General features: G+C 69.3%; 13 protein-coding genes, 1 tRNA gene and 2 pseudogenes. 5 read left to right on the top strand and 11 right to left on the bottom strand.

What is annotated here, in order from left to right:
- The first annotated feature begins 104 nt into the window (after positions 1–104).
- A complete protein-coding gene (locus GA0070617_RS24205) occupies positions 105–1,361 on the top strand; it encodes an erythromycin esterase family protein (protein WP_091443082.1) in 1,257 nt (418 codons plus the stop codon).
- A gap of 140 nt (positions 1,362–1,501) precedes the next feature.
- Here the strand turns inward: GA0070617_RS24205 and GA0070617_RS24200 are convergent, their stop codons facing one another.
- From GA0070617_RS24200 to GA0070617_RS24190, 3 genes and pseudogenes are all read right to left on the bottom strand, one after another.
- Positions 1,502–3,676 (bottom strand): MMPL family transporter, encoded by a 2,175-nt coding sequence (locus GA0070617_RS24200; RefSeq protein WP_091443080.1) that lies wholly within the window; start codon positions 3,674–3,676, stop codon positions 1,502–1,504.
- 147 nt (positions 3,677–3,823) lie between these two features.
- Positions 3,824–4,354: pseudogene (locus tag GA0070617_RS24195) on the bottom strand (TetR/AcrR family transcriptional regulator); the annotation flags it as partial.
- A gap of 178 nt (positions 4,355–4,532) precedes the next feature.
- Positions 4,533–5,582, bottom strand: coding sequence for a YncE family protein (locus GA0070617_RS24190; protein WP_091443077.1), 1,050 nt, complete (start codon positions 5,580–5,582; stop codon positions 4,533–4,535).
- A 436-nt stretch (positions 5,583–6,018) separates the two neighbouring features.
- On the opposite strand from GA0070617_RS24190, the gene GA0070617_RS24185 reads away from it, so the two are divergent.
- From GA0070617_RS24185 to GA0070617_RS24180, 3 genes are all read left to right on the top strand, one after another.
- Positions 6,019–14,853 carry a DNRLRE domain-containing protein gene (locus GA0070617_RS24185; RefSeq protein WP_175440638.1) on the top strand — a complete coding sequence of 2,945 codons (8,835 nt, stop codon included), beginning with the start codon at positions 6,019–6,021 and terminating at the stop codon, positions 14,851–14,853.
- Between the two features lie 119 nt (positions 14,854–14,972).
- On the top strand, positions 14,973–15,395 hold the full coding sequence (locus tag GA0070617_RS30115) for a hypothetical protein (protein WP_139135748.1): 423 nt from the start codon (positions 14,973–14,975) through the stop codon (positions 15,393–15,395).
- 242 nt (positions 15,396–15,637) lie between these two features.
- A complete protein-coding gene (locus GA0070617_RS24180; RefSeq protein WP_091443071.1) occupies positions 15,638–15,937 on the top strand; it encodes a Hint domain-containing protein in 300 nt (99 codons plus the stop codon).
- Positions 15,938–15,985: 48 nt separating this feature from the next.
- Here GA0070617_RS24180 and GA0070617_RS24175 read toward each other — a convergent pair whose 3' ends face one another.
- The 8 genes and pseudogenes from GA0070617_RS24175 to GA0070617_RS24140 all read right to left on the bottom strand — a co-directional run bounded on the left by GA0070617_RS24175 (position 15,986) and on the right by GA0070617_RS24140 (position 21,788).
- Entirely contained in the window at positions 15,986–16,303 is a 318-nt protein-coding gene (locus GA0070617_RS24175; protein ID WP_091443068.1) for a helix-turn-helix domain-containing protein, read from the bottom strand.
- A 46-nt stretch (positions 16,304–16,349) separates the two neighbouring features.
- Positions 16,350–16,565 (bottom strand): annotated as a pseudogene (locus GA0070617_RS24170) (type II toxin-antitoxin system RelE/ParE family toxin); the annotation flags it as partial.
- A 34-nt stretch (positions 16,566–16,599) separates the two neighbouring features.
- Positions 16,600–17,841 (bottom strand): multidrug effflux MFS transporter, encoded by a 1,242-nt coding sequence (locus tag GA0070617_RS24165; protein WP_091443061.1) that lies wholly within the window; start codon positions 17,839–17,841, stop codon positions 16,600–16,602.
- Entirely contained in the window at positions 17,838–18,854 is a 1,017-nt protein-coding gene (locus tag GA0070617_RS24160; RefSeq protein WP_229688526.1) for an arsenic resistance protein, read from the bottom strand. The genes GA0070617_RS24165 and GA0070617_RS24160 overlap by 4 nt, the downstream gene beginning before the upstream one ends.
- Before the next feature lie 328 nt (positions 18,855–19,182).
- Positions 19,183–19,257 (bottom strand) — tRNA-Arg (locus tag GA0070617_RS24155).
- Between the two features lie 64 nt (positions 19,258–19,321).
- Positions 19,322–20,014, bottom strand: coding sequence for a winged helix-turn-helix domain-containing protein (locus GA0070617_RS24150; protein WP_091443059.1), 693 nt, complete (start codon positions 20,012–20,014; stop codon positions 19,322–19,324).
- 249 nt (positions 20,015–20,263) lie between these two features.
- Entirely contained in the window at positions 20,264–20,929 is a 666-nt protein-coding gene (locus GA0070617_RS24145; protein ID WP_091443056.1) for a DUF305 domain-containing protein, read from the bottom strand.
- A gap of 16 nt (positions 20,930–20,945) precedes the next feature.
- Complete coding sequence (locus GA0070617_RS24140) at positions 20,946–21,788, bottom strand: thioredoxin-like domain-containing protein (protein WP_091443052.1); 843 nt, start codon at positions 21,786–21,788, stop codon at positions 20,946–20,948.
- 99 nt (positions 21,789–21,887) lie between these two features.
- Here GA0070617_RS24140 and argS point away from each other — a divergent pair, with 99 nt between their 5' ends.
- A complete protein-coding gene (gene argS, locus GA0070617_RS24135) occupies positions 21,888–23,552 on the top strand; it encodes an arginine--tRNA ligase (RefSeq protein ID WP_091443048.1) in 1,665 nt (554 codons plus the stop codon).
- Positions 23,553–23,580: the final 28 nt, after the last annotated feature.

The raw sequence follows: 23,580 nt of genomic DNA, 5'->3' as shown, positions 1-23,580 counted from the left end.
CGTCGCCCGCGCGGGGCGGGCGTTACAGCCGCGGCACGCGTGGGCTACCCGTTCGGGCGGTCTTCACGCCGGTTTGCCCCGATGGGGGGCGGGTAGCCGGCGGAATGCTGGTACAGCGGCTCGGCGCGCCGAGTGACTTCGATCCGCTGCTGGAGCGGGTCCGGGACGCCCGGGTGGTCATGATCGGCGAGGCCACCCACGGCAGCCACGACTACTACCGACTGCGCGAACAGCTCACCCGGCGGTTGATCGCCGAGTGCGGGTTCTCCTTCGTCGCGGTCGAGGGGGACTGGCCGGACTGCGACCGGGTGAACCGGTCGGTGATCGGGGCGCCCGGCGGCGCGGCCGATCCACGTACCGCGTTGGAGCGGTTCGACAGGTGGCCCACCTGGATGTGGGCCAACGCCGAGGTGGCCCGGTTCTGCCGGTGGCTGCGGGCGTGGAACCTGGACCGGCCGGCGTCGGCGCGGGTCGGCTTCCACGGACTCGACGTGTACAGCCTCTGGGAGTCGATGCAGGCGATCTTCGACTACCTCGGCGAGGAGGACCCGACCTCGTTGGAGGCGGCGCAGGAGGCGTACCGCTGCTTCGAGCCGTACGGCAAGCGGATCGAGGAGTACGGGATGGCCAGCCGGTTCGTCTCGGCGCGCTGCGAGGAGGAGGTGATCCGCCTGCTCGCGCGTACCCGGGAACACGCCACATCGGACGGCCCGGACCGCTTCTCGGCCTGGCAGAACGCGGAGGTCGTCGCGGGCGCGGAACGCTACTACCGGACGATGGTCGGCGGCGGGCCGGAGTCGTGGAACGTGCGGGACACCCACATGGCCGACACCCTGGACCGGCTGCTCGACCGGTACGGCGACGGCGCGCGGGGCGTGGTCTGGGCGCACAACACCCATGTCGGCGATGCGCGGGCCACCGACATGGGTGCCGACGGAATGGTCAATATCGGTCAGCTGGCCCGGGAGCGGCACGGTGCCGACGCGGTGGCGCTGATCGGCTTCGGCGCGTACCGGGGGGCGGTGATCGCCGCTCCGGGGTGGGGGTCGGCGGCCGAGACGATGCCGGTGCCGCCGGCCCGGCCCGGCTCGGTCGAGCAGCGACTGCACGAACTGTTGCCGGAGCGGGCGGTGCTGGTCTTCGACGGCCCCGACGAGCCGGACTGGGCGACCGGGACCGTCGACCACCGGGCGATCGGGGTGGTGTACGACCCGAGCTTCGAGTCGTGGGGCAACTACGTGCCGACCCGGCTGGCGCAACGGTACGACGGGTTCGTCTGGTGTGACGAGACCACGCCGCTGCACCCGTTGCCCGCCGTGTCGTTCCCCGGAGAGCTGGAGACCTGGCCCTCCGGTGTCTGAGCGCGACGCGGCCTCTCAGCTGCCGCGACGGCCCCTCGGCTGTCACGACGTGGCCCCTCAGCTGTCGCGCCGCGCCCCTCGGCTGTTAGGAAGGGCCCCCTGTGCAACAGAAAGCGTTAACAGGGGGCCCTTCCTTTCAACTACTGGGGGTCGAGGCGGGCGCGGAGCTTCTCGCCCTCGATGTCCACGTTGGGCAGGATCCGGTCCAGCCAGCGCGGCAGCCACCAGGCGCGGTCACCGAGCAGCGACAGTACCGCCGGCACGATGGTCATCCGGACCACGAAGGCGTCGATCGCGACCCCGACGGCGAGGGCGAAACCGATCGACTTGATGACCGGGTCGTCGAGGAAGAAGACGAAACCACCGAAGACCGAGATCATGATCAGCGCGGCGGCGGTGACCACCCGGGCGCCGTGCCCCATGCCGTTGACGGTGGCCTGCTGGGCGGTGTCGCCGTGGACGAAGTCCTCCCGCATCCGGGAGACCAGGAAGACCTCGTAGTCCATGGCCAGTCCGAACAGGATGCCGATGAGCAGGATCGGCAGGAAGCTGATCAGCGGCCCGGGGGTGTCCAGGCCGACCAGCCCGGACAGGGTCCCCTCCTGGAACACCGCCACGGTGATCCCGAAGGTGGCCGCCACGGTGAGCAGGAAGCCCAGCGCGGCCTTGACCGGCACCAGGATCGAGCGGAACACCAGCATCAGCAGCAGGATCGACAGTCCGACCACGATCAGCAGGTAGACCGGCATCGCGTCGGCGAGCTTCTCCGAGACGTCGATGCCGATGGCGGTGACCCCGGTCAGCAGTACGTCGACCTGGTCGACGTCGGCCACGGTGGCCCGGATGTCGTGGACCAGGTCCTCGGTGGCCTGGTCGGTCGGCCCGGACTGCGGGATGACCGCCAGCAGCGCGGTGTCGCCGGCCGGGCTGAACTGCGCCGGCGCCACGGCGACCACCCCGGGGGTGCCCTGGATGGCCTGGGTGACCTGCGGGACCGCCGCCTGGACGGCCTGCGGCTGGTCACCGGTGACGACCAGCACGAGCCGGCCGGTGAAGCCGGGGCCGAAGCCCTCCCGGATCAACTCGCTGTTCTCCCGGGCCGCCGATCCGGCGGGCGCGGTGCTGTCGTCCGGCAGGGCCAACCGCATGTCCAACGCCGGTACGGCGAGCAGGCCGAGACCGAGCAGCCCGGCCAGGATCACCGGAATGCGGAACCGGGTGATCCAACCGGCCCAGCGGAAGCCGAAGGTGTTCCGGTTCTCGGGTGCGTCGGGGTGCGTCGAGGCGTCGTCACCGCTGCCCTGGCGCAGCTTGCGGGGCAGCACCCGGGCGCCGGCGAAGCCGAGCAGGGCCGGCTGGAGGGTGATCGCGACCAGCACGGCGACGGTGACCGTACCCGCTGCGGCCAGGCCCATCGCGCTGAGGAACGGGATGCCGACGACGGAGAGACCGGCCAGGGCGATGATCACGGTGGCCCCGGCGAAGACCACCGCCGAGCCGGCGGTGCCGACCGCCCGGCCGACGGCCTCGTCGGGTTCGAGCCCCTGCATGAGGTTCTGTCGGTGCCGGGAGGTGATGAACAGAGAGTAGTCGATGCCCACGGCGAGGCCGAGCATCAGCGCCAGGACCGGGGTGACGTCGGTCATCTCGAAGACGTTGCTCAGGGCGTACAGGCCGGCCATGCCGACCCCGACCCCGATCAGCGCGTTGAGCATGGTCATCCCGGCGGCCACCAGGGAGCCGAAGGTGATCACCAGGACGACGGCGGCCACCAGCACGCCGAGCGCCTCGGAGGAGCCGATCTCCGGTACGCCGGCGAGCACCTCACCGCCGGGGGCGACCTCCCAGCCCTGCTGCTCGGCGGTCGCGCCGACCTCGCCGTACGCCTCCCGCTGCTCCTCGGTGACGCTGTCCGCCCGCTCGGCGAACTGCACCTGGACCAGCGCGTACCGGCCGTCGGGGGAGACCGCCCCGGCCTGCAGCGGGTTCACCGCGCCGACCACGCCGGGCAGTTGGCTGGCCTCCTCGACCAGGCCCTGGACCACGGCCTGCCCCTCCGGGCTGGCCAGGGCCCCTTCGGTCGGGGCCTTCAGGGCGATGGTGCCGGTGGCCCCACTGGCCGCCGGGAACTGCTCGGCGAGGAGGTCGAGCGCGCGCTGCGACTCGGTACCGGGCATCGAGAGGTTGCTCGACATCGGGCCGCGCAGGGTCGCCGCGGCCAGGCCGAGTCCGACGAGTACGACGAGCCAGACGGCGACGACGAGTCGCCGGCGGCGCAACGATGCCCGGCCGAGCCGGTACAACAGGGTCGCCATGGAGATCCTTGTCCTCGGGTTGGGTGTGACGGGTCAGGTGGTCGGTGTGGGTCTTCCGGCCGGTGCGCCGGAGTGGTCGGTCGACGCGGCGACGTGGCCGGCCGGCGCGCCGGGGTGTCCGGTGGATGTGCCGGGCGGGTCGGCCGGTTCGACGGCGCGCCGCGACACGGCCAGCAGGGCGGTGCGCAGCTCGTCGTCGGGTACGTCGACCAACTCGGGGCAGCTGTGCGCGATCCCGGCCAGGAGGACCAGCGCGGCGATCCGGGCGGTGGGTCGGTCGGAGCCGGCGAGTGCCGCGATCAACCGTTCGGTCCCCTGGTGCACGTGGCTGAACTCGGGGTGCAGCAGCAGTTCGGGCAGGTCGGCACCGAGCAGGGCGATCTCCCGCCGGAACCGCACCGCCAGGTCGACGAACCCGTTGACGGCTGCCTCCTGGGCCACGGTGCCGGTCAGCCAGGTGAGCCGGTCGACCATCGCCTGGAAGCCCGCGATCGCGGGCCCCATCAGCTCACCGAGCAGGGCTTCCTTGCTGGCGAAGTGGTAGAGCACGGCGGCCTTCGAGCAGCCCACCTCGCGGGCGATGTCCTGCAACGAGGTGGCCTTGTAGCCGGACACGGCGAACCGCCGCGCCGCCGCGGCGAGGATCTCGTCCCGCGTCTCCGGTACCGCCCGAGCCATGTCGGCCACCTCCCGGGCACCAGAATGCCTGACCGATCGGTCAGAGCCTGACCGATCGGTCAGAATCGTGGCGTGCGCCACAGCGGGTTGTGAACCGTGGGACGGGTGGCGACGGGTGGGACGACGAATCGGGTGCCACCCTCCAGGGTGACACCCGATCGCCGTCGGGGGGTGACCGTCAGAAAACGTCCACCACATGGAGGGTGGGTGAGCCGCCGGCCGGGGGCTCGCTCACCGCGTACAGGGTGTCGCCGTCGGCCGACCAGGCCAGCCCGCGCGGGGCGAGCACGTCGCCGGTCAGGTCGAGGCGTTCGGTGGGGATGACCCCGCCCAGCTCGTAGACGTAGACGTCGTCGCCGGTGGCCCGGACGCCGACGGCGATGTGCAGGTCGTCGGCGGTCGGCGCGACGGCCAGCGGGTGGTAACCGCTGTGGTACGAACCCCGGCCGGAGAGGTCCTCGGTGCTGTATGCGGGGGCGTTGTTGCGCGACCCGGCCCCGGTGAACAGGATCTCGCCCCGCTGGTCGAGGGCGATGTCGTACAGGTTGCTGCCCGGCGCGGTGCCCGAGGTCCGGGTGTCGAGCTCGTGGGCGTCGTCGACGTCGTAGACGTACACGGTGGAGAGGCTGAGGTACGGCTGGCCGGCGACCAGCGGGCCGGCGCAGTCGTCGTGCGCGGTGACCAGGGGCGCGCGCTGGAAGGCCGTCGACCCCTGCCGGTTGAGCGTGACCTGCGGTTCGGCCGGCGGCTCCGGCTCGGGGAACTCGATGCGGCCGATACCGCCGTTCCAGGTGCCCTCGCAGCCGTAGCCGAACCAGAGCACCTCGTCGGTACGGGTCAGGTGGGTCGGGCAGGTCTGCGCACCGGTGGGGATGCGATCGATCTCGGTCAGGGAGTGCAGGTCGATGACGGAGACCGCGTCCCCGGCGGCGTTGGCGACGTAGAGCCGGTCCCGGGGTGCGTCCAGGGCCAGGCCGGTGGCGCCGTACTGACCGGTGATCGTCTTGACCACGCCGCCGTAGCGGTTGGTGACGACCACCCCGTTGCCGGTGGGGCCACCGCTGACGAAGACGTGCCCGTGGTCGTCGTCGACCACGTGGTCGCCGTACGCCGGCAGGCCGAGCGGGGTGGCGCTGTCGGCCGTGGCGGGCGTGCCGCCGACGGTGGCCAGGGTGGCCGTGGCCAGCACGGCGACTCCCAGATAGGCGGTGAACATCGACTTCTGCACGACTGTCTCCCCCGTGTGGAATCAGCGGACCTGACCGGGATCTGCTCGGTCGGAGGCAGGCTATACACATTCCCCAGTCGTTCGCAGGGTCGGTGGGGAGAGTGATCGGCTCCCCCGAAAAAAGGACATAAGGCCGCCTCTCCATCCAGATTCGTCATTGCCACCACGCACCGTGTTTGATAGTTTCCCGGCAGCAACCAACGGCAGTGTCAACACCACGGGGGGCCGGGTCTGCTCGGTCCGACGCGCGCTGCAACGCGTGTGTCGACGTGTCTCCAAGATGGGAGACATTTCTTTCCGCCAATCGACATCCTGTGGCCAGGGGTGGCCAGAGGAGATTCCGCGTGCCCATTTTTCACCGGGCGACGTGGCGATTCCGGCTGCGCTGTCAACGCACTTTCGGCGCGCGATCCGTTCCTACCGAGGAGACCCGTACATGATTCCGAGGAGATCCCGGCGGCGGCACCGCCGTACCGTCCTGGCCGCCGCGGCGTTAGGGCTGTTGCTGCTGGCGACCGGGCCGGTCGCGGTGCCGCAGCCCACCCAGGAGCGGCCGGGCGCGGCCGGCGCGGCGACCGACGAAAAAGCCGGCCGGGCGGCCACCGACGGCGGCGCCGGTCAACCGGCCACCGACGGCACCGCCGCCGGTCAGGCCGCTGCCGGCGGGTCGCCGGTGCGGGGCCGGCCGATCGCCGACACCCCGCCGGGGCCGGGCCGGGTGCTGCCCGAGCCGGGGCACCTGCCGGCCGGCGAGGTCCTGCCGGCGGCCAAGCGGGTCCGGGAGAAGGTCGCCGAACGGACCGCCGAACGCAAGGTCTACCAGCTCGCCGACGGCCGGCAGCAGGCCGAGGTGGCCGTCCACCCGGTGCACTACCGGGACGACAAGGGCCGCTGGCAGGACATCGACACCCAGGTCCGGCGCAGCGACCGGGCCGGCTACCCGTACGCCAGCACCGCCAACACCTTCGCCAGCCACTTCGGTGACGACACCCGCCGGCTTGTCGAGTACGACCTCGGTGGCCGGACGGTCACCGTCGGCGCGGCCGGCCCGGCGCGGGCCAGCAAGCCGAAGGTCACCGGCAGCAGCGTCACCCATCCGGACGTCTTCGGCGACGCCGACGTCACCTACGACGTCACCGCCACCTCCCTGAAGGAGAAGATCGTCCTGGACCGGCCGCCGGCCGGCGACGTGTCGTACCGCTTCGACCTGCGGCTGGACGGGGTCCGGGCGAGCGCGAACCCCGACGGGTCGGTCTCCTTCCGCGCCGCCGACGCCGACGGCCGGCCGTTGTTCTACCTGCCCCGGCCGTACATGTACGACAGTCGCCCGGACGCTGCCTCCCCGGTCGGGCAGACCTGGAGCGACCAGGTCACCCAGACCCTGACCGGCACCGGTGACCGGCTGAGCCTGACCATCACCGCCGACCGCGACTGGCTGCGGGCCCCCGAACGTGAGTACCCGGTGGTCATCGACCCGACCATCAAGGTCCAGCCGCAGGTCGGCCAGGCCCAGGACGGCATGATCAACAAGTACGCGCCTACCGAGAACTACGACACCCTGTGGCGGCTCTCCGTCGGCGTCAACGAGGTCACCAGCAGCACCACCGCGACGTTCCGCAGTCTGGTCAAGTTCCCGCTGACCGAGGTGCCGGCCGGCACCCAGCTCGACTCGGCCCAGCTCCGGATGCACTTCGACCAGACCACCAGCAACGACGCCGACCAGTACGCCGTCCCGGTCGACGCGCACCGGGTCACCGCGCCGTGGGCGGAGAACACCGTCACCTGGAACTCGATCAACACCGCGCTCGGCGAGGTGGGCTCGAACACCGAGCAGGTGGACAACGCCGATCCGGGCAAGACCGCCGCCACCGGATCGTGGTCCACGGTGGCCGCCACCTCGGCCCTCGGCGGGGCGTACCGCACCAACAGCGGCGCCACCACCGGGGACACCTTCAGCTGGGTGCCCCGGGTGACCGAGACCGGCGACTACGACGTGCAGGTGCACTACGTCGCCGGGTCGGACCGGGCCACCAACGCCCCCTACACGGTGCACCACGTCGGCGGCACCACCGCCAAGGCGGTCAACCAGACCACCGGCTCCGGCAATGGCACCTGGGTCTCCCTCGGCTCGTACCGGTTCAACGCCGGCACCACGCACAAGGTGGTGCTCGGCGACGTGGCCAACAAGACGGTCGTCGCCGACGGGGTCCGGCTGGTCAAGCGGGCCACCGACACCAAGGGCGTCGACCAGGTCCACACCTGGCACAACTTCAGCGTCCGGTCGATCGTGCAGGGCTGGCTCAACGCCCCGCAGACCAACCACGGCTTCATGCTCAAGGTCCGCGACGAGTCGCAGGTCCGTGGCGGTCCGCGCTACTCCGGCGCGGAGAACGCCTACGGCGGCGAGACCGACAACTTTCCCACCCTGCTGCTGACCTGGGGCCGCCCCGGCGTCACCCTGCAGCTGCCGACCACCATCCGGGCCACCGGCGCGGAGCTGGCCTGGAGCGCCTACGCCGACCCGTCGCCGGGTGCCGACACCCCTGACGACATCGTCGAGTACCAGGTGCACCGCAGCACCGCGCAGAGCTTCGTCCCCTCCGACCGGACCCTGGTAGCGCCGGTCGGCAAGGACCGCACCAGCTACAGCGACACCAGCGGTACGCCCACCCCGGCGAACACGGCAGGCGAGTTCGGCGCGCCCTTCTACTACATGATCGTGGTCAGGACCCGCGACGGTCAGCTGATCCCGTCTCCGACCGAGCAGGTGCAGCTGCCCAAGGCCGGCCACATCGTCCGGGTGCTCCAGGGCAACTCCACCGACACCACGCTGACCAGCAAGGAACCCACCACCGGGCACGACGTGCTCGACGGCGGCGGCCTGATCCAGGTCGGCAACAACGGGGTGAAGTTCGGCACCAGCCGGGCGGTGGTGAAGTGGCCGAGCATGACCGGGCTGCCCACCGGCACCCGGGTGCTCTCGGCCAAGGTCGGCCTCTGGGGCGCGTACTCCGAGGGTGACGGGGGCGCGAAGTTCCAGATGCACGCGCTGACCCGGGACTTCAACGAGACCACCGCCTCGTGGAACTCGGCGGCCACCGGCACCAACTGGACCACCCCGGGTGGCGACTACACGGCCACCCCGACGGCCACTGTCAACTCGATAGGCGTCGACCCGCGCTGGCAGAACTGGGCCGCGACGAACCTGGTGCAGGGCTGGATCGACAACCCGACAAGCAACAAGGGTGTGCTGTTCCGGCTGACCAACGAGAGCACCCCGACCCAGCGGGTGCTGTTCAACTCCGGCGAGGTGCCGGACATCCGGCAGCGTCCCCGGTTGGAGGTGGTCTACACCGCGCCGGCCACCGAGAACACCTACCACGCGCCGACCGTGCCGTCCCGGATGATCCCCGGTGACGAGTACACCTCCCCGGTCACCGTCACCAACTCGCTCGCCGCGGCGCTGCCGAAGGCGGACTGGGTGCTGTCGTACCGGTGGGAGTTGGCCGACGGCACCGACGTGACCACGGCGGAGAACCGGCGGGAGACCCCTTTCCCGACCGACCTCGCCCCCGGCGCGGTGACCACCGTCGACGCGAAGATCATGACGCCGGTCCGCACCGACCAGGGCAACACCCGGCAGGCCTTCGTGCTCAAGTGGGACCTGCGCAACCGGACCACCGGGCAGTGGCTGTCGCAGGTGTGGGGGATCGCCCCGCTGGCCCAGAACGTCACCGTGGAGGATCCCACCTCCGACCAGCTCGGCCTGGAGAAGTTCTACCAGTACACCGGGGAGAACGCCGGCGCCGGCTCGACGGTGATGGTCAACCAGTTCTCCGGCAACGCGGTGTTCAGCTACAACGCGTTCAGCAACCCCAGCCGGGGGGTGTCGACGTTCGTCCGGCTGTCGTACAACAGCCGGGACACCTCGAACTCCTACATCGGGTACGGCTGGTCGCTCTCCACCTCCAGCGTGGCCCGGCTCGGTTCGCCACTTGCCTTCACCGGCGGGACCGCCCGCTGGCCGGCGAAGATCACCCTGACCGACGGTGACGGCACCGGGCAGTTCTACGAGCTGAACAAGCACGGCAGCACCAACGAGGCCGACTGGGACTACGACAGCCCCGCCGGGGTGCACCTCTACCTGCAGCGCCACAGCGACGACGACCCGATGCGCACCTGGGTGCTGACCCGTCCCGACCGCAGCCGGTTCTACTTCGACGTCGACGGCTACCAGACCGCGGTGGTCGACAAGAACGGCAACGAGCTGCGGTTCACCTACGAGCGCAGCGGCGGGACCAACCGCAACACCGGCGTGTTGAAGTACCTCACCGACACCACCGGCCGGCGCACGCTCACCTTCGACTACTTCGCCACCGGCGACAGCCACGACGTCTTCGCCGGCAACGTCAAGCAGACCGGCGTGCCCAACCTGACCAACCGGCAGATCGTCAACCAGCTCCGCTCGATCACCGACATCAACGGCCGGCGGATCACCTTCACCTACGGCACCGACGGCATGCTGCGGCAGCTGGTCGACGGCGCCGGGCACCCGGGCGAGAAGCCGTTCAACTTCTTCTACGACACCACCGCCGGCATCACCAACCAGAAGCTGGTCCGGGTCGACGACCCGCGCGGCGGCGGCACCCGGCTGGCCTACGAGCCGCAGTCCGCCGGTGACCTGCTCCGCTGGCGGGTCAGAACGCTCACCGACCGGGCCGACAAGGCCACCGGCTTCAGCTACACCGACCCCGACGGCAGCACCGGCTCGTTCGTCTCCTCGACCGTCACCGACGCCAACGGGCACTCCTCGGTCTACCTGATCGACGGCTACGGCCGGCCGACGGTGATGACCAACGCCAAGGGCCACCAGACCGAACTGACCTGGGACGCCGACAACAACGTCCGCCGCCTGGAGGAGGACGACGGGGCGGTCACCACCTGGGTGTACGACGAGAAGACCGGCGTACCGCTGGAGACGCGCGACCCGGAGGCCAACCGCAACGGGACCGCCGCGCAGCAGTACGGGTACCGGTTCGGCCTCAACGGGCACACCGCCGAACTGACCAGCAAGACCTCCCCGCAGGGGCGCAGACACGAGTTCGGGTACGACAACTACGGCAACCTGACCTCGGTCACCGACCCCAAGGGCACCTCCACCGCGACGGTCGGCGACTACACCTCGGTCTACACCTACGACACCTGGGGGCAGCAGCTCACCTCGACCGACGCCAACGACAACACCACGAAGTACGAGCAGTACGACCCGGTCGGGTACCCGAAGCGGATCGTCGACGCGCTCAACCTCGCCGAGACCTACGAGTACGACGGGGTCGGCAACGTCGTCTCGATCACCGACGCCGACGACCACGTCTCGACGTACACCTATGACGTCTTCGGTCGGCCGGGCAGCTCGCGGGAGCCGAAGGACGCCGCGAACAACGCGTACATCTTCACCCCCGGCCCCACCTACGACCGCAACGACAACGTCGTACGCGAGGAGGCCGCCAACGGCGCGGTCACCGAGGCCGGGCACGACCCGGTGGACCGGCTGGCCTGGGTCAAGGAGCCGAAGGACGGCTCGACCGCGCCGGAGCGGATCACCACCTACCGCTACGACAACGTCGGCAACCTGCTCAAGGAGACCGAGCCCAAGGGCAACCTGACCACCACTGTCGACGACTTCACCACCAGCTACACCTACGACGAGCTGAACCAGCTCACCGAGGGGCTGGACGCCGCCGGTGGCCGGGTCCAGGCGTACTACGACAACGTCGGCAACCTGCGCCGCATCGACGACCAGCGCAAGACCGCCAGCACCGACCCGAACGACTTCACCCAGAAGTTCGACTACGACCAGAACCGTCGGCCCACCGTGGTCACCGACGCCCTCGGGCACACCACGAAGACCGAGTACGACCGGGACGGCAACCCGACCGTGCAGGTGGACCAGGACGGCAACCGCACGCTGATCAAGTACGACCCACGGTCGATGGTCGAGCAGCAGGACGTCCCGCACAAGCTGGTCGACGGCACCATCACGCACCGCACCACCCGGTACGGCTACGACGAGGTGGGCAACCAGACCCGGGTCGAGTCGCCGCGCGGGGTGGCCACCGACACCGCGAACGACTTCACCAAGGTCACCGTCTACGACGTGCTGAACCGGGTCAAGGAGCAGCGGGAGCCGTACGACCCGAACGACTCACGAACGGCGTACCGCACCGCGGACACGACCATCTACACCTACGACCGGGTCGGCAACACCAAGGAGGTCAGCGCCCCGCCGTCGGAGGGCGAGACCACCCGGGCGGTCACCAGCTACACCTACTGGGACAACGGCTGGAACCGCTCCAGCGAGGACCCGTGGGACATCCGCACCGAGTACGACTACGACGCGGTCGGCAACCAGACCTCGCGCAAGGTGATCGGCGCGAACAACGCCACCCGGCAGATGAACTGGACGTTCTTCCCCGACGGTAAGCAGAAGACCCAGTCCGACGACGGCAAGGGCAGTGGTACCCCGCGCAAGAGCTTCAGCTTCGACTACGACGTCAACGCGAACCTCACCGAGATGCGGGACGCCAGCACCGACGCCAAGATCGACGTCTACGCGATGAGCTACGACGTGGTCAACCGGATGACCAAGGTCGAGGAGAAGCTCAACAGCACGGTCAAGAACACCACCCGCTACGAGTACGAGCCGAACGACAACCTCAAGAAGCGCATCCACGACGAGACGTACTCGACGTACGAGTACGACGCCCGTGACCTGGTCTCGAAGGTCGTCAACGGCAAGAACGACAGCGACCCCGACGCCAAGACGACGACCTGGACCTACACCAAGCGGGCCCAGGTGTCGACCGAGAAGAAGGGCAACGGCAACACCGTCACCTACGACTACTTCCTCGACCAGAAGCTGCGCCACCAGGTCGAGAAGAAGTCCAACGGCACGACCGTGGTCAACGAGCACACCCTGGAGTACGACCCCAACGGCCACCGGTCGAAGGACGTGGCGAAGAAGCAGAACGCCGACAACAAGACGGCCACCCTGGACTCCACCACGACCTACACCTACGACCCGCGGGACCGGATCCGCAAGCAGACGAAGACGGGGCACGGCGCCGGCACCGAGGAGTACGTGCACGACGCCAACAGCAACGTCATCGAGCAGACCATCAAGAACGTCGACACGACGTTCGACTACGACCGCAACCGGTTGAAGAGTTCGGTCACTTCCGGGTTCACCACCACCTACACCTACGACGACTTCGGTCGGCAGTCGCGCACCCTGCTGTCGGGCACCGAGACCGAGAAGTACACCTACGACGGCTTCGACCGGACCGTCGAGCACAAGAAGACCCCGGGCGGGACTACCGAGTACACCTACGACCCGCTGGACCGGCAGCAGACCCGTAAGAAGGATGGCGAGACCACCGACTTCACCTACATCGGTCTGACCGAGCAGGTGCTGGCCGAGGAGGAGGGTGGTCAGCTCCGTAAGACCTACCAGTACGGCCCGGACGGCAAACTGTTGTCGCAGGCGAAGTTCAAGGACGACGGCAGTTTCGAGACGTCGTACCAGGGCTACAACCCGCACACCGACGTCGAGCAGATCAGCGACGAGCAGGGTGACTCGCGGGCCACGTACGGTTACACGGCGTACGGGCAGAACGACGACGAGCAGTTCACCGGGGTGGACAAGCCGGACGCGTCGAACCCGCAGGATCCGGACCGGGAGCCGTACAACGCGTACCGGTTCAACGGTAAGCGGTTCGACCAGTCGACCGGCGACTACGACATGGGGTTCCGCAACTACGACCCGGGTCTGAACCGGTTCCTGACCCAGGACCAGTACAACGGCGCGCTGGCCGACATGGACCTGGCGACCGACCCGTTCACCAACAACCGGTACGCCTTCGGTGGTGGCAACCCGATCACCCAGGTGGAGATCGACGGTCACTTCTCGTTGAGCGATGTGGGTCACGCGGCGTTGGATGTGGCGGGTCTGGTGCCGGGTGTGGGTGAGGTTGCGGACCTGGCGAATGCGGCCTGGTATGCGGCGGAGGGTGACTACGGCAATGCGGCGTTGTCGGCGGCGTCGGCGGTGCCGTTTGCGGGGTACGGGGCGTCGGCGGTGAAGGGTGCGAAGTACGCGGCGAAGGGGGTTGATGCGGCGCAGTCGGCGTCGAAGGGTGCTGATGCGGCTGGTGGTGGTGCGAAGGCGGCGTCGAATGCGGCGCAGGGTGGTGGTAGGGCGGCTCCGTCGCCGGCGAAGGCGTCGTCCGGTGGTGGTGGCGCGACCGGCGGAAAGTCGGCCGGCGGTGGCGGTTCGGCCGGCCCCGCGAAGGCTGGCGGCGGTGGTGGTGCGGCGAAGTCCGCCGGCGGTGGTGGTGGTGGTGCGAAGTCTGCCGGTGGTGGTACGGCGGCGTCGAAGGGTGGTAGTTGCCGGACGAACAGTTTCGTGCCGGGTACCACGGTGTTGATGGCCGACGGTAGTTACCGGGCGATCGAGGACGTCGAGGTCGGTGACGAGGTTGTTGCCACGGATCCGGAGTTGGGTGTCACCGAGGCGCGTCCGGTGGTGGATCTGATCGTCGGTGACGGCGAGAAGCAGCTGGTCGAGGTCACTGTCGACACCGATGGGGATGCGGGGTCGGCGACGGGTGCGGTGATCGCGACGGGTGGTCACCCGTTCTGGGTCGACGACCGGGGTCGCTTCGTTGACGCCGAGGACCTGCGGGCTGGTGACGATGTCCGGACCGCGGCGGGTGACCTGGTCGAGGTCGTCTCGACCAGGCAGTGGACCGAGACCCGCCGGGTCCACAACCTCACCATCGACGGCATCCACACCTACTATGTGGCAGCAGGCGACGCACCGGTCCTCGTACACAACTGCAATGAGACCTTTTATCGAGCGATGAGCGAGAAGGAGTTCAAGCAACTCGGAGACAACGGCGAGATAACTGTCAGGGGAACAGAAAACTTTGTTACCCAGTCGCGCTCATATCTGGGAGGCCTGCGGGATCGATTCTCGCGGCGCGGTGGTCGTAACGCGGAGAAGTATTCCGTATTGGTTCAGTATGACATGCAGCCGGGCACTCGCGATGCGCTTATCGGGGCGGGGAAGCTTCCAGGAAATATTGGTCAAGATGTTCGATCTGTGCATCTAAAAATGGAACGAGGGTTCGAAACTTTTGGGCTGAGGCCAGGTTCTGTCAATGTGTTCAACTCTAGGATTGTTGGTTTCAGGAGAATGGGCGATTGGTGATGCTTCCAAAGAATGATGCCGCGCTTGCTGAGGCGGTAGACGCTCACCTCGTTCGAGGTCCTGTTACTGATGAGGTTGTCTACGCTGTCCAGGGTCGATTCCCGGGAGCCGTCGACTCTGTGGAGCGCTGGATTCGCGTTGCAGCAGCGGCATGCGACTGGGGTAAGGTCGAGCGTTTCGCGAACTTGGGCGCGAAGTTGCATGCTCCCGGTCTCAGCCGGGTCATAATGGATCTGCTTGAGACGAACCATGCTGGCCTCAATCAGGAGGACCTTGTCGATATCCTCGGCGAGTTAATGGCGGCCGATGCGGCGGGTGTGATATTCCGAGTCGTCAAACGTTCCCTTGAATCTGATGCTCCCGCCTACTGGTTATGCCAGAAGGCGATACTTGCTCTGAGTGAGCTGGATTCCGATGAGGCACGTCGATATCTGACAGAGATGACGACTGATTCGTGGCCAGGTTTGATTCGTTGGCATGCTGCAGTGGCGCTATGCATCGAAGATGAACTTGGTTTTGATGAGGACTCAATGATGGCGTAAGTGATCCGATGTGCGAATCGTGAGCTAAGGGTGCCGGAATTGAGAACCTATCCTCGCGATTTGTAAGAGTCGGGCACTACGTCTACTTGAATAAATCACGAATCACGATGCAGTAAGAAGCTCCGCCAGGGCCTGCCCTGGCGGAGCTTCAGCATGGGACAGGAGGATTTCGACCATGTCTGGGCCATGACCGTTGGTGTAGAAGAGCGTCGAAGGGTGGTAGTTGCCGGACGAACAGTTTCGTGCCGGGTACCACGGTCCTGATGGCCGACGGTGGCTACCGGGCGATCGAGGACGTCGAGGTCGGTGACGAGGTTGTTGCCACGGATCCGGAGTTGGGTGTCACCGAGGCGCGTCCGGTGGTGGATCTGATCGTCGGTGACGGCGAGAAGCAGTTGGTCGAGGTCACTGTCGACACCGATGGGGATGCGGGGTCGGCGGCGGGTGCGGTGATCGCGACCGGTGGTCACCCGTTGTGGGAAGATGACCGGGGTCGGTCCGCCGATGTCGAAGGCCTGAGCGGTCAGCCGGGCCGCTTATGATCCCCTATGACGGTGTGGAGCCAGTCGGACACTGGCGTACTGGTTGAGCTATGCGATGGCGGCGATGTCGCCGTCGTCGAAGTAGATCGCTTGGTGGAGGCGTCCGCCGAGGGCGGCGGCGTAGCGGGCGACGATGTCTTGGCCGGAGATCTTGCCTTGTTCGATCTGGGAGACGCGGCCTTTGGTGACCCCCATGCGGTCGGCGACCTGCTGTTGGGTCAGGCTGCGGGCGCGGCGTATCTCGGCGAGGCGGTGTCCGACCACGGTGGCGAGTAGTTCTTGCCTGCCTTCTTCGACGGTATGCTCGCCGCCGGCACGCTCGACGTGAGCAGCGCGGATGTCGCGCCAGCGTACGTAGCTGCTCATGGCTGTCGGCCCTTCTCCTCGGCGCGTTCCTTCAGGTAGATCTCAAGGCGAACAGGATGCGTACGGTGCCGGGGCGCAGCTCCTTGAGGTTGGCGATCGACGATCCGTGGATCGTGTCGACCAGCGGCCGGCCCAGCCCAGGGCCGGCGTCGGCGAGCAGGTCGATGGTGTGCACGACACGGGCGTGGGTGAGTGGATCGAGGCTGTCGATCCACTCCTGTACCTCGTTGACGAGGTAGATCTCCCACTCGCCCGTAGCCATTTTCGGAGTATAGCGGATGCTATACAAGGCGCAATCAGGTGCTCGGGTGGGGGCGCGAGATCGCCCACAGCAGGACGGAGGCGGCGACGAAGAAGAACGCCATCGACGCGGCCATGGGCAGCAGGGTGTCGTACCCGAGGAGACCGGTAAGCGGCGTGACCAGCGCGCCCACCAGGAAGCTGAGCCCGCCCTGCAGGGCGGCGGCGGTGCCGGCGGAGCGCCGGCCGGCCTCCTGGGCGAGGGCGGTGGTGGCCGGCATGGTGAAGCCCATGCCGCCGACGACGACACAGAGCAGAGCCCACGGCACGGCCAGCGGCACCCGGGCCGGGTCGACCAGGGCGGCGGCGAGCAGCCCCAGCGCGGCCAGGGTGGAGGCGGTCACCCCGACGGTACGCAGCCGCAGCGCGCCGACCCGGAACACCAGCATCCGGAAGAGCAGCCCGGCGCCGGCCATCGCGGCGGCGTTGGTGGCGAAGATGATCGTGTACCTCGACGGACTGACCGCGAAGGCCGACTGGAAGACGAACGACGACCCGCCGATGTAGACGAAGAAGCCGCCGACGGCCAGGCCGACCAGGGCGACGTGCCGCATGAACGACCAGTCTCCGGCCAGGTCGGCCAGGCGTGCGCCGGTCTGGCGCAGGCCGGCGGGTTGGCGGCGGTGCGCCGGTAGTGTCTCGGCGATGCCGAGGAAGACCGCGACGAACATCGCCACGCCGAGCCCGGCCAGCGCGGCGAAGACCGTACGCCAGGTGCCGTGGGCGAGGATCAACCCGCCGACGGCCGGGGCGACGACCGGGCCGAGGAAGGTGACCGAGGTGATCAGGCCGAAGGTGGCGGCGGCCCGGTCACCCCGGTGGGTGTCGGTGACCGTGGCCCGGCCCAGCGCCACCCCGCCGCCGGCCACGATGCCCTGCGCCAGGCGGGCCGCCACCAGGACCGGGCCGTTCGGGGCGACGGCACAGACCACCGACGCGACGGCGAACAGGGCGCAGCCGACCAGCAGCATCCGCCGACGTCCCCAGGCGTCGCTGAGCGGGCCGAGGAGGAGTTGCCCGACGGCCAACCCGACGATGAACGCGGTCAGGGTGAGCTGGGCGACGGCCGCGCTTGTCGGCAGGGAACGTTGCAGCTCCGGCAGGGCGGCGATGTAGGCGTCGGTGGCGAACGGGCCGACCCCGAGCAGGAGAATCAGGGCCACCAGCGACGGGGCCCGCGCGGGTGCGGCCGGGTGGGCCTTGCCGAGTGTGCCGTCGGTCTGCTGCGCCGCGGTCACCGGGGATCCTCCTTGACCAGCCGGGGGACCAGCCGTACGTAGGCCACCATGCCCACCACCTCCACCAGGGTCTGGGTCACCACGACCACCGCGGCGAGCGCCAGCTGCTCGGGCAGGGCCAGCGCCAGCGGGAGCACCACCAGGGAGTTGCGGGTCGCACCGCTGAAGACCACCGCCCGCCGCGCCGCCACGTCCAGCCGGAACACCCGGGCCACGCCCAGCCCGGCCACCGCCATCACCACCAGGAACAGCAGGTAGAACGGCACCACGGCGACCACCTCGGCGAAGCCCTCGCCCACCTTCGGCACCTGGGAGGCGACCACCACGAACAGCGTCGCGGCCATCAGCGGGACCATCGTGGCCCCGAACGCCCCGGTCACCACCATCCCGGCCCGGCGTCGTCCCGCCCAGGCCTGCGTCGTCCAGGCCAGCGCCAGCGGGATCACGATCAACACCAGGAAGGCCCGGACGAACGGCCCGGCTTCGACCGCGTCGGCCAGCCCCCCACCGAGAAACACCAGCAGGTACGCCGGCAGCAGCAGCATCTGCGCGATCAGCAGCAGCGGCGTGGCCGCCAACAGGCGTTCACTGCTGCCACCGGCCAGCCGGCTGAACACGATCACGTAGTCGACGCACGGGGTGAGCAGGACCAGCAGCACCCCCATCCGGACCGCCTGGTCGGCGGGGAGCGCCACGAACATCGCCGCCACCACCAGCGGCACCACCAGGAAGTTGACCACCAGCGTCGCCGCCACGAACCGCCCGTCCCGCAGCGAGGCCAGCAGCCGCCTCGCCGGGACCTGCAGGAACGTGACGTACAGCAGGGTGCCCAGGACCGGGTTGATCAGGTGTTCCAGTGCGGGGCCGGCGCCCGGGGCCAGCCAGCCCACCACCGCCCCCGCGACGATCGCGCCCAGGTAGACCACGACCTGGTGCCGCTCCATCCCGGCGACAACGTTCCGTCCGGAGAGCCCGCCCTTCCCGCCGACCACGCCCCGTCCGGAGGTCAGCATGCATCCATCACAGACTCCCTGGCAGGTCGTGCGGCGCGGTACCCCGGCACGATACCCTCCGACGTCGCCACCCCACGTCGAGCCGACCTCGGCGGGGGAACGGGGTCAGCGGCGGAACCTGCCGGCCGGGGTCGGGTAGCTCCGGCGTCCGGGATCGTGCTCGCCCAGAGGGTCGATCAACCGCGGCTCCAGGCCGCGCCGGAAACCGCGCTGAACGTCGGCACGCCCTCGGCACAGACACCCGCGAAGGCCGTTGACGGCCGGCCGCACGAGTAAACCCCCTGACCGAATGTTGCCTGGTCAGGGGGTTCTTCGTGCTGGTCGATCCTGGTGCCCCCGGCAGGATTCGAACCTGCGCCCCCGCCTCCGGAGGGCGGTGCTCTATCCCCTGAGCTACGGGGGCTCAGCGACTGGAGAAGACTAGCAAAGGTCCTCCCCGATCGCCGAATCGGTATCCGGTGTCGGGCTCAGGCGGCGAGCGGTCGGCCGCAGCTGGGTAGCGGGTGCAGCGCGATCCGACGGGGCAGCCGGCGAGGCCACTCGTTGCGGGGCCAGGAGCCGTCGATGATCAGGTGTACCGGCCGCTCCTGCGCGCCGCTGAGCCGCAATACGAAGTCGCGGGGGAGTGGCGGGTCGACCGACGGGGTGGTGATCATGAAACGCACCCGACCCCGGGACGACACCGCGGAGATCATGTCCGCCGCCGGCATGGTGCCGCGCAGGCGTACCCGGCCGATCCAGTAGACCTCGGCGAGGTGGTCCTGGGCGGCCCGGGTGATGGCCGGGTACTCCAGGCGTACCCAGTGCTCGACCGCGCCGACGCAGAGCCCGCAGGCCCGCTCGCGCGGCTCGCGTGGCCCCAAACCCCAGGCCCGCAGGTACGCCCCGACCGCGCCGTTCTCCAACGCCAGGCCGAACCGGCGCTGGATCAGGGCGCCCAGGCTCTGCCGGGTCCAGAGTTCCTCGTCCAGCCCGAACTCGTCGGGGTGGACCCCCCGCAGCACGTCGATGAGTTCGAGTTCCTGTTCACGGCTGAGCGTTCCCGGCTCGCCCTGCCGATGTCCGCGACGGACGGCTGCCACCGTCCCGTCACCGCCGATGGTGTGCCGTCGGCACCAACTGGTCACCGACCGCCGCGCGTCTCTGAGTGCAACCCCCACGTCCTGCGCAACGAGCCCGAATCACTCCTGGTCACGATATGTGGGTAGAAAAACCCCCAACCGGCACAATCGAGCAAAACGCCCATAACCCACCCATGCTGCCTGACCGGCCCAGCGGGACCGGGCGGCCGTCCTCAACGTGGTCATGCCGTGAAAGATCTTGGAAAGAATCGGCCCCTCCGGGCGGAGTCAATACTTGGTTGCATCGATTCGGGCCACCCCACCCTGCTGTCGCGGTGGTGGGCGGGGTCAGGACTTCAGCCGCTCCAGCGCGTTGCGGAGATTGGTCAGGTCGGTCTGCTGGGTGTTCTTCATGGTCTGGGCGGTCCGGACCACGTCCGGCTCGTCGCTGCGCTCCAGCAGCCCGTCGATCATGTGGATGCCACCCATGTGGTGGGTGATCATCAGCTCCAGGAAGAGCACGTCCAGCTCCCGGCCCTGGGCGGTCTCCAGTCGGGCCATGTCCTGGGTGCTGGCCATCCCGGGCATCAGCCCCTCGTTGACCATCTCGGCCCCGTCCATCCAGGCCATCCGGGGCTGTGAGCCGGCCGGGTCCAGGTCCCACGAGCGCAGCCAGGTCTGCATGGTGCCCATCTCGCCCTGCTGGGCAAGCGCGATGTCCACCCCGATCTGGCGAACCTCGGAGTCGGTGCCGCGCTGGTAGGCGATCAGCCCCATGGCCACCGCCTGGGCGTGGTGGGTGGTCATGTCCCGGGCGAAACCCGCCTCGGCTGAGTTGTCGCCGGGGCGGGTCAGCCCGGGGGTGAGCAGGCCGCCGGCGTACCCGAGGAGCAGGCCGACCACGACGGCGGCGGCGAGCACCGCGGTGCCGAACCGGCGGGGCGTTGATCGGCCCCCGTCGGCGGCGGCCGGCGTCTCGACCTCGTCGCGGTCGGCCGTCACGGGTACGGTCATCGGCTCTTCTCCCTGGTCAGCCCTGCGTCTGCGGCATCTGCGAACCGTCGCGCGGGGTGGTCCCGGTGGCGGTGATGCCCTGCGAGCAGAGCGCGTTCGGGCCCTCGATCGAGGCGTTCACCCGCAGCGTCTTGACGAACTCGTCGATCCGGCTGTCGTCGGCGTTGTCCACCTTGAGCTGGTAGCCCCAGGCCTGCAACGAGATCGGCTTGTCCTGGCCCTGGAACGGGCTGAGCATCATCTTCTCGTTGCCGCGCACCTTCTCGGCGAGCGCCGTCACCTGGTCGGCCGGCAGGTCCGGGCGGTAGGTGATCCACACCGCGCCGTGCTCCAGGCTGTGCACCGCGTGCTCGCTGGCGATCGGAGCGTCGTAGACGTCGCCCATGCAGTTCTGCCAGCTGTCGTTGTGCGGCCCGGCCACCGGCGGGGACTGGGCGTACTGAACCGAGCCGGGTTGGTGGTTGCTGCCCTTGACCAGCTCCGGGTCGGTCTTGCGGAAGTTCGTGATGCCCTCGATACCGTCGGCCCGGTCCTCCCACGGCTTGGAGCCCTGGAAGGACGCCCAAGCGCCGTACCCGATGATGGCGGTGGCCAGGACCCCGACGGCGACGAAGAGCGCGATCGGGCCCCAGGCGCGGCCCTGGCTGACCTTGACCGGAGTGATCTTGCGGCCCTTGCCGCCACCGGCGCGGTTGCCCGGCCTGCCGGCACCGGCCTTGCCCCCGGTCTTGGCGTTGGCCCCGGTCTTGGCGCTGGCCGTGGGCTTGTCACCGGCGGCGGGCCGGCCAGCCGCCGGCTTCTTGCCGGTGCTGACCACGGACGGACGGCGCTGGTTGCCGCCCGGGGTACTGATGCTCATCGGGCCTCGTCAGGTCGGTCGGTCAGGGGAGCGGGCGGGTCGGGTCGGGTACGGGGTCGCCGCCGCGGGGACCGAGTCTACCCCCGATAACATGGTTCGGTGACTCCTGCTGAACTAGCCGAGGCCGTACTCTCCGCTGCCCACGCCGTCTTCGCCGAGCGGGGGCTGGACCGCGCCGCACTGCCCGGGCGGACCGCCGTGGAGCGACCCCGCAATCCCGAGCACGGTGACTACGCCTCGACGTTGGCCCTTCAGCTGAGCAAGAAGGTGGGCGTCCCGCCCCGGGAGCTGGCCACCGCCCTGGCCGAGCAGCTCGGCCGGACATCCGGCGTCAAATCGGTGGAGATCGCCGGTCCGGGCTTCCTGAACATCCGCCTCGACGCCGCCGCCGCCGGCCAGCTGGCCCGCGCGATCGTCGAGGCCGGCCCGGCGTACGGCGAGAGCGCCGTGCTCGCCGGCCAGAAGATCAACCTGGAGTTCGTCTCGGCCAACCCGACCGGCCCGGTGCACATCGGCGGGGTCCGCTGGGCGGCCGTCGGTGACGCGTTGAGCCGGCTGCTGCGGGCCACCGGTGCCGAGGTGGGCACCGAGTACTACTTCAACGACGCCGGTTCCCAGATCGACCGGTTCGCCCGGTCCCTGCTGGCTGCGGCCAGGGGCGAGCCGGCCCCCGAGGACGGGTACGGCGGGGCGTACATCGCCGAGATCGCCGAGCAGGTCCGGGCGAAGCGGCCCGAGGTGGGCACCCTGGACCCCGCCGCCGCCCAGGAGGTCTTCCGGGCCGAGGGCGTCGCGCTGATGTTCGAGGAGATCAAGGCGTCGCTGCGCTCCTTCGGGGTGGAGTTCGACACCTACTTCAACGAGAAGGACCTGCACGACCGGGGTGAGCTTGAGCACGCCCTGACCCGGCTGCGTGAGCAGGGCCACCTCTTCGAGGCCGACGGGGCCACCTGGCTGCGGACCACCGACTTCGGCGACGACAAGGACCGGGTGCTGCGCAAGTCCAACGGCGAGTGGACCTACTTCGCCGCCGACTGCGCCTACTACCTGGACAAGCGGGAGCGCGGCTTCGACCGGGTCGTGATCATGCTGGGCGCCGACCACCACGGCTACCTCGGCCGGATGAAGGCGATGGCGGCCTGCTTCGGCGACGACCCGGCGGTCAACCTGGAGATCCTCATCGGCCAGCTGGTCAACCTGGTCCGCGACGGTGAGCCGGTGCGGATGAGCAAGCGCGCCGGCACCGTGGTCAGCCTGGAGGACCTGGTCGACGCGATCGGGGTGGACGCCTCCCGGTACGTGCTGGCCCGCTACTCCAGCGACTCCCCGATCGACATCGACGTCGAGCTGTGGACCCGGGCCACCCGCGACAACCCGGTCTACTACGTGCAGTACGTCGCGGCCCGGACCGCCAGCGTCGGGCGCAACGCCGCCGAGGTGGGGCTGACCCGGGGTGACGCCGACGCGTTCCGCCCCGAGCTGCTCGACCACGACAAGGAGAACGAGCTGCTCAAGGCGCTCGCCGAGTTCCCGGCGGTGGTGGCCGCCGCCGCCGACCTGCGCGAGCCGCACCGGGTGGCCCGCTACCTGGAGGAGCTGGCCGGGGCGTACCACCGGTTCTACGACAACTGCCGGATCCTGCCGCGCGGTGACGAGGAGGTCACCGACCTGCACCGGGCCCGGCTCTGGCTCAACGACGCCACCCGTACGGTGATCGCCAACGGGCTGCGCCTGCTCGGCGTCTCCGCCCCGGAACGGATGTGAGCGCGGTGGACACCACGGGAGGGCGGGA

The organism is Micromonospora yangpuensis (genome assembly GCF_900091615.1).
Taxonomy (GTDB): Bacteria; Actinomycetota; Actinomycetes; order Mycobacteriales; family Micromonosporaceae; genus Micromonospora; species Micromonospora yangpuensis.
Note: the sequence above shows the minus strand (reverse complement) of the source record. Positions and strands in the feature narration are given on the sequence as shown.

What these genes read in the sequence shown, in the direction of transcription:
- GA0070617_RS24205 (WP_091443082.1), top strand. Translation starts at nt 105, where the DNA reads ATGCTGGTACAGCGGCTCGGCGCGCCGAGTGACTTCGATCCGCTGCTG.
- GA0070617_RS24200 (WP_091443080.1), bottom strand. Translation starts at nt 3,676, where the DNA reads ATGGCGACCCTGTTGTACCGGCTCGGCCGGGCATCGTTGCGCCGCCGG.
- GA0070617_RS24185 (WP_175440638.1), top strand. Translation starts at nt 6,019, where the DNA reads ATGATTCCGAGGAGATCCCGGCGGCGGCACCGCCGTACCGTCCTGGCC.
- GA0070617_RS24175 (WP_091443068.1), bottom strand. Translation starts at nt 16,303, where the DNA reads ATGAGCAGCTACGTACGCTGGCGCGACATCCGCGCTGCTCACGTCGAG.
- GA0070617_RS24160 (WP_229688526.1), bottom strand. Translation starts at nt 18,854, where the DNA reads ATGCTGACCTCCGGACGGGGCGTGGTCGGCGGGAAGGGCGGGCTCTCC.
- GA0070617_RS24145 (WP_091443056.1), bottom strand. Translation starts at nt 20,929, where the DNA reads ATGACCGTACCCGTGACGGCCGACCGCGACGAGGTCGAGACGCCGGCC.
- GA0070617_RS24140 (WP_091443052.1), bottom strand. Translation starts at nt 21,788, where the DNA reads ATGAGCATCAGTACCCCGGGCGGCAACCAGCGCCGTCCGTCCGTGGTC.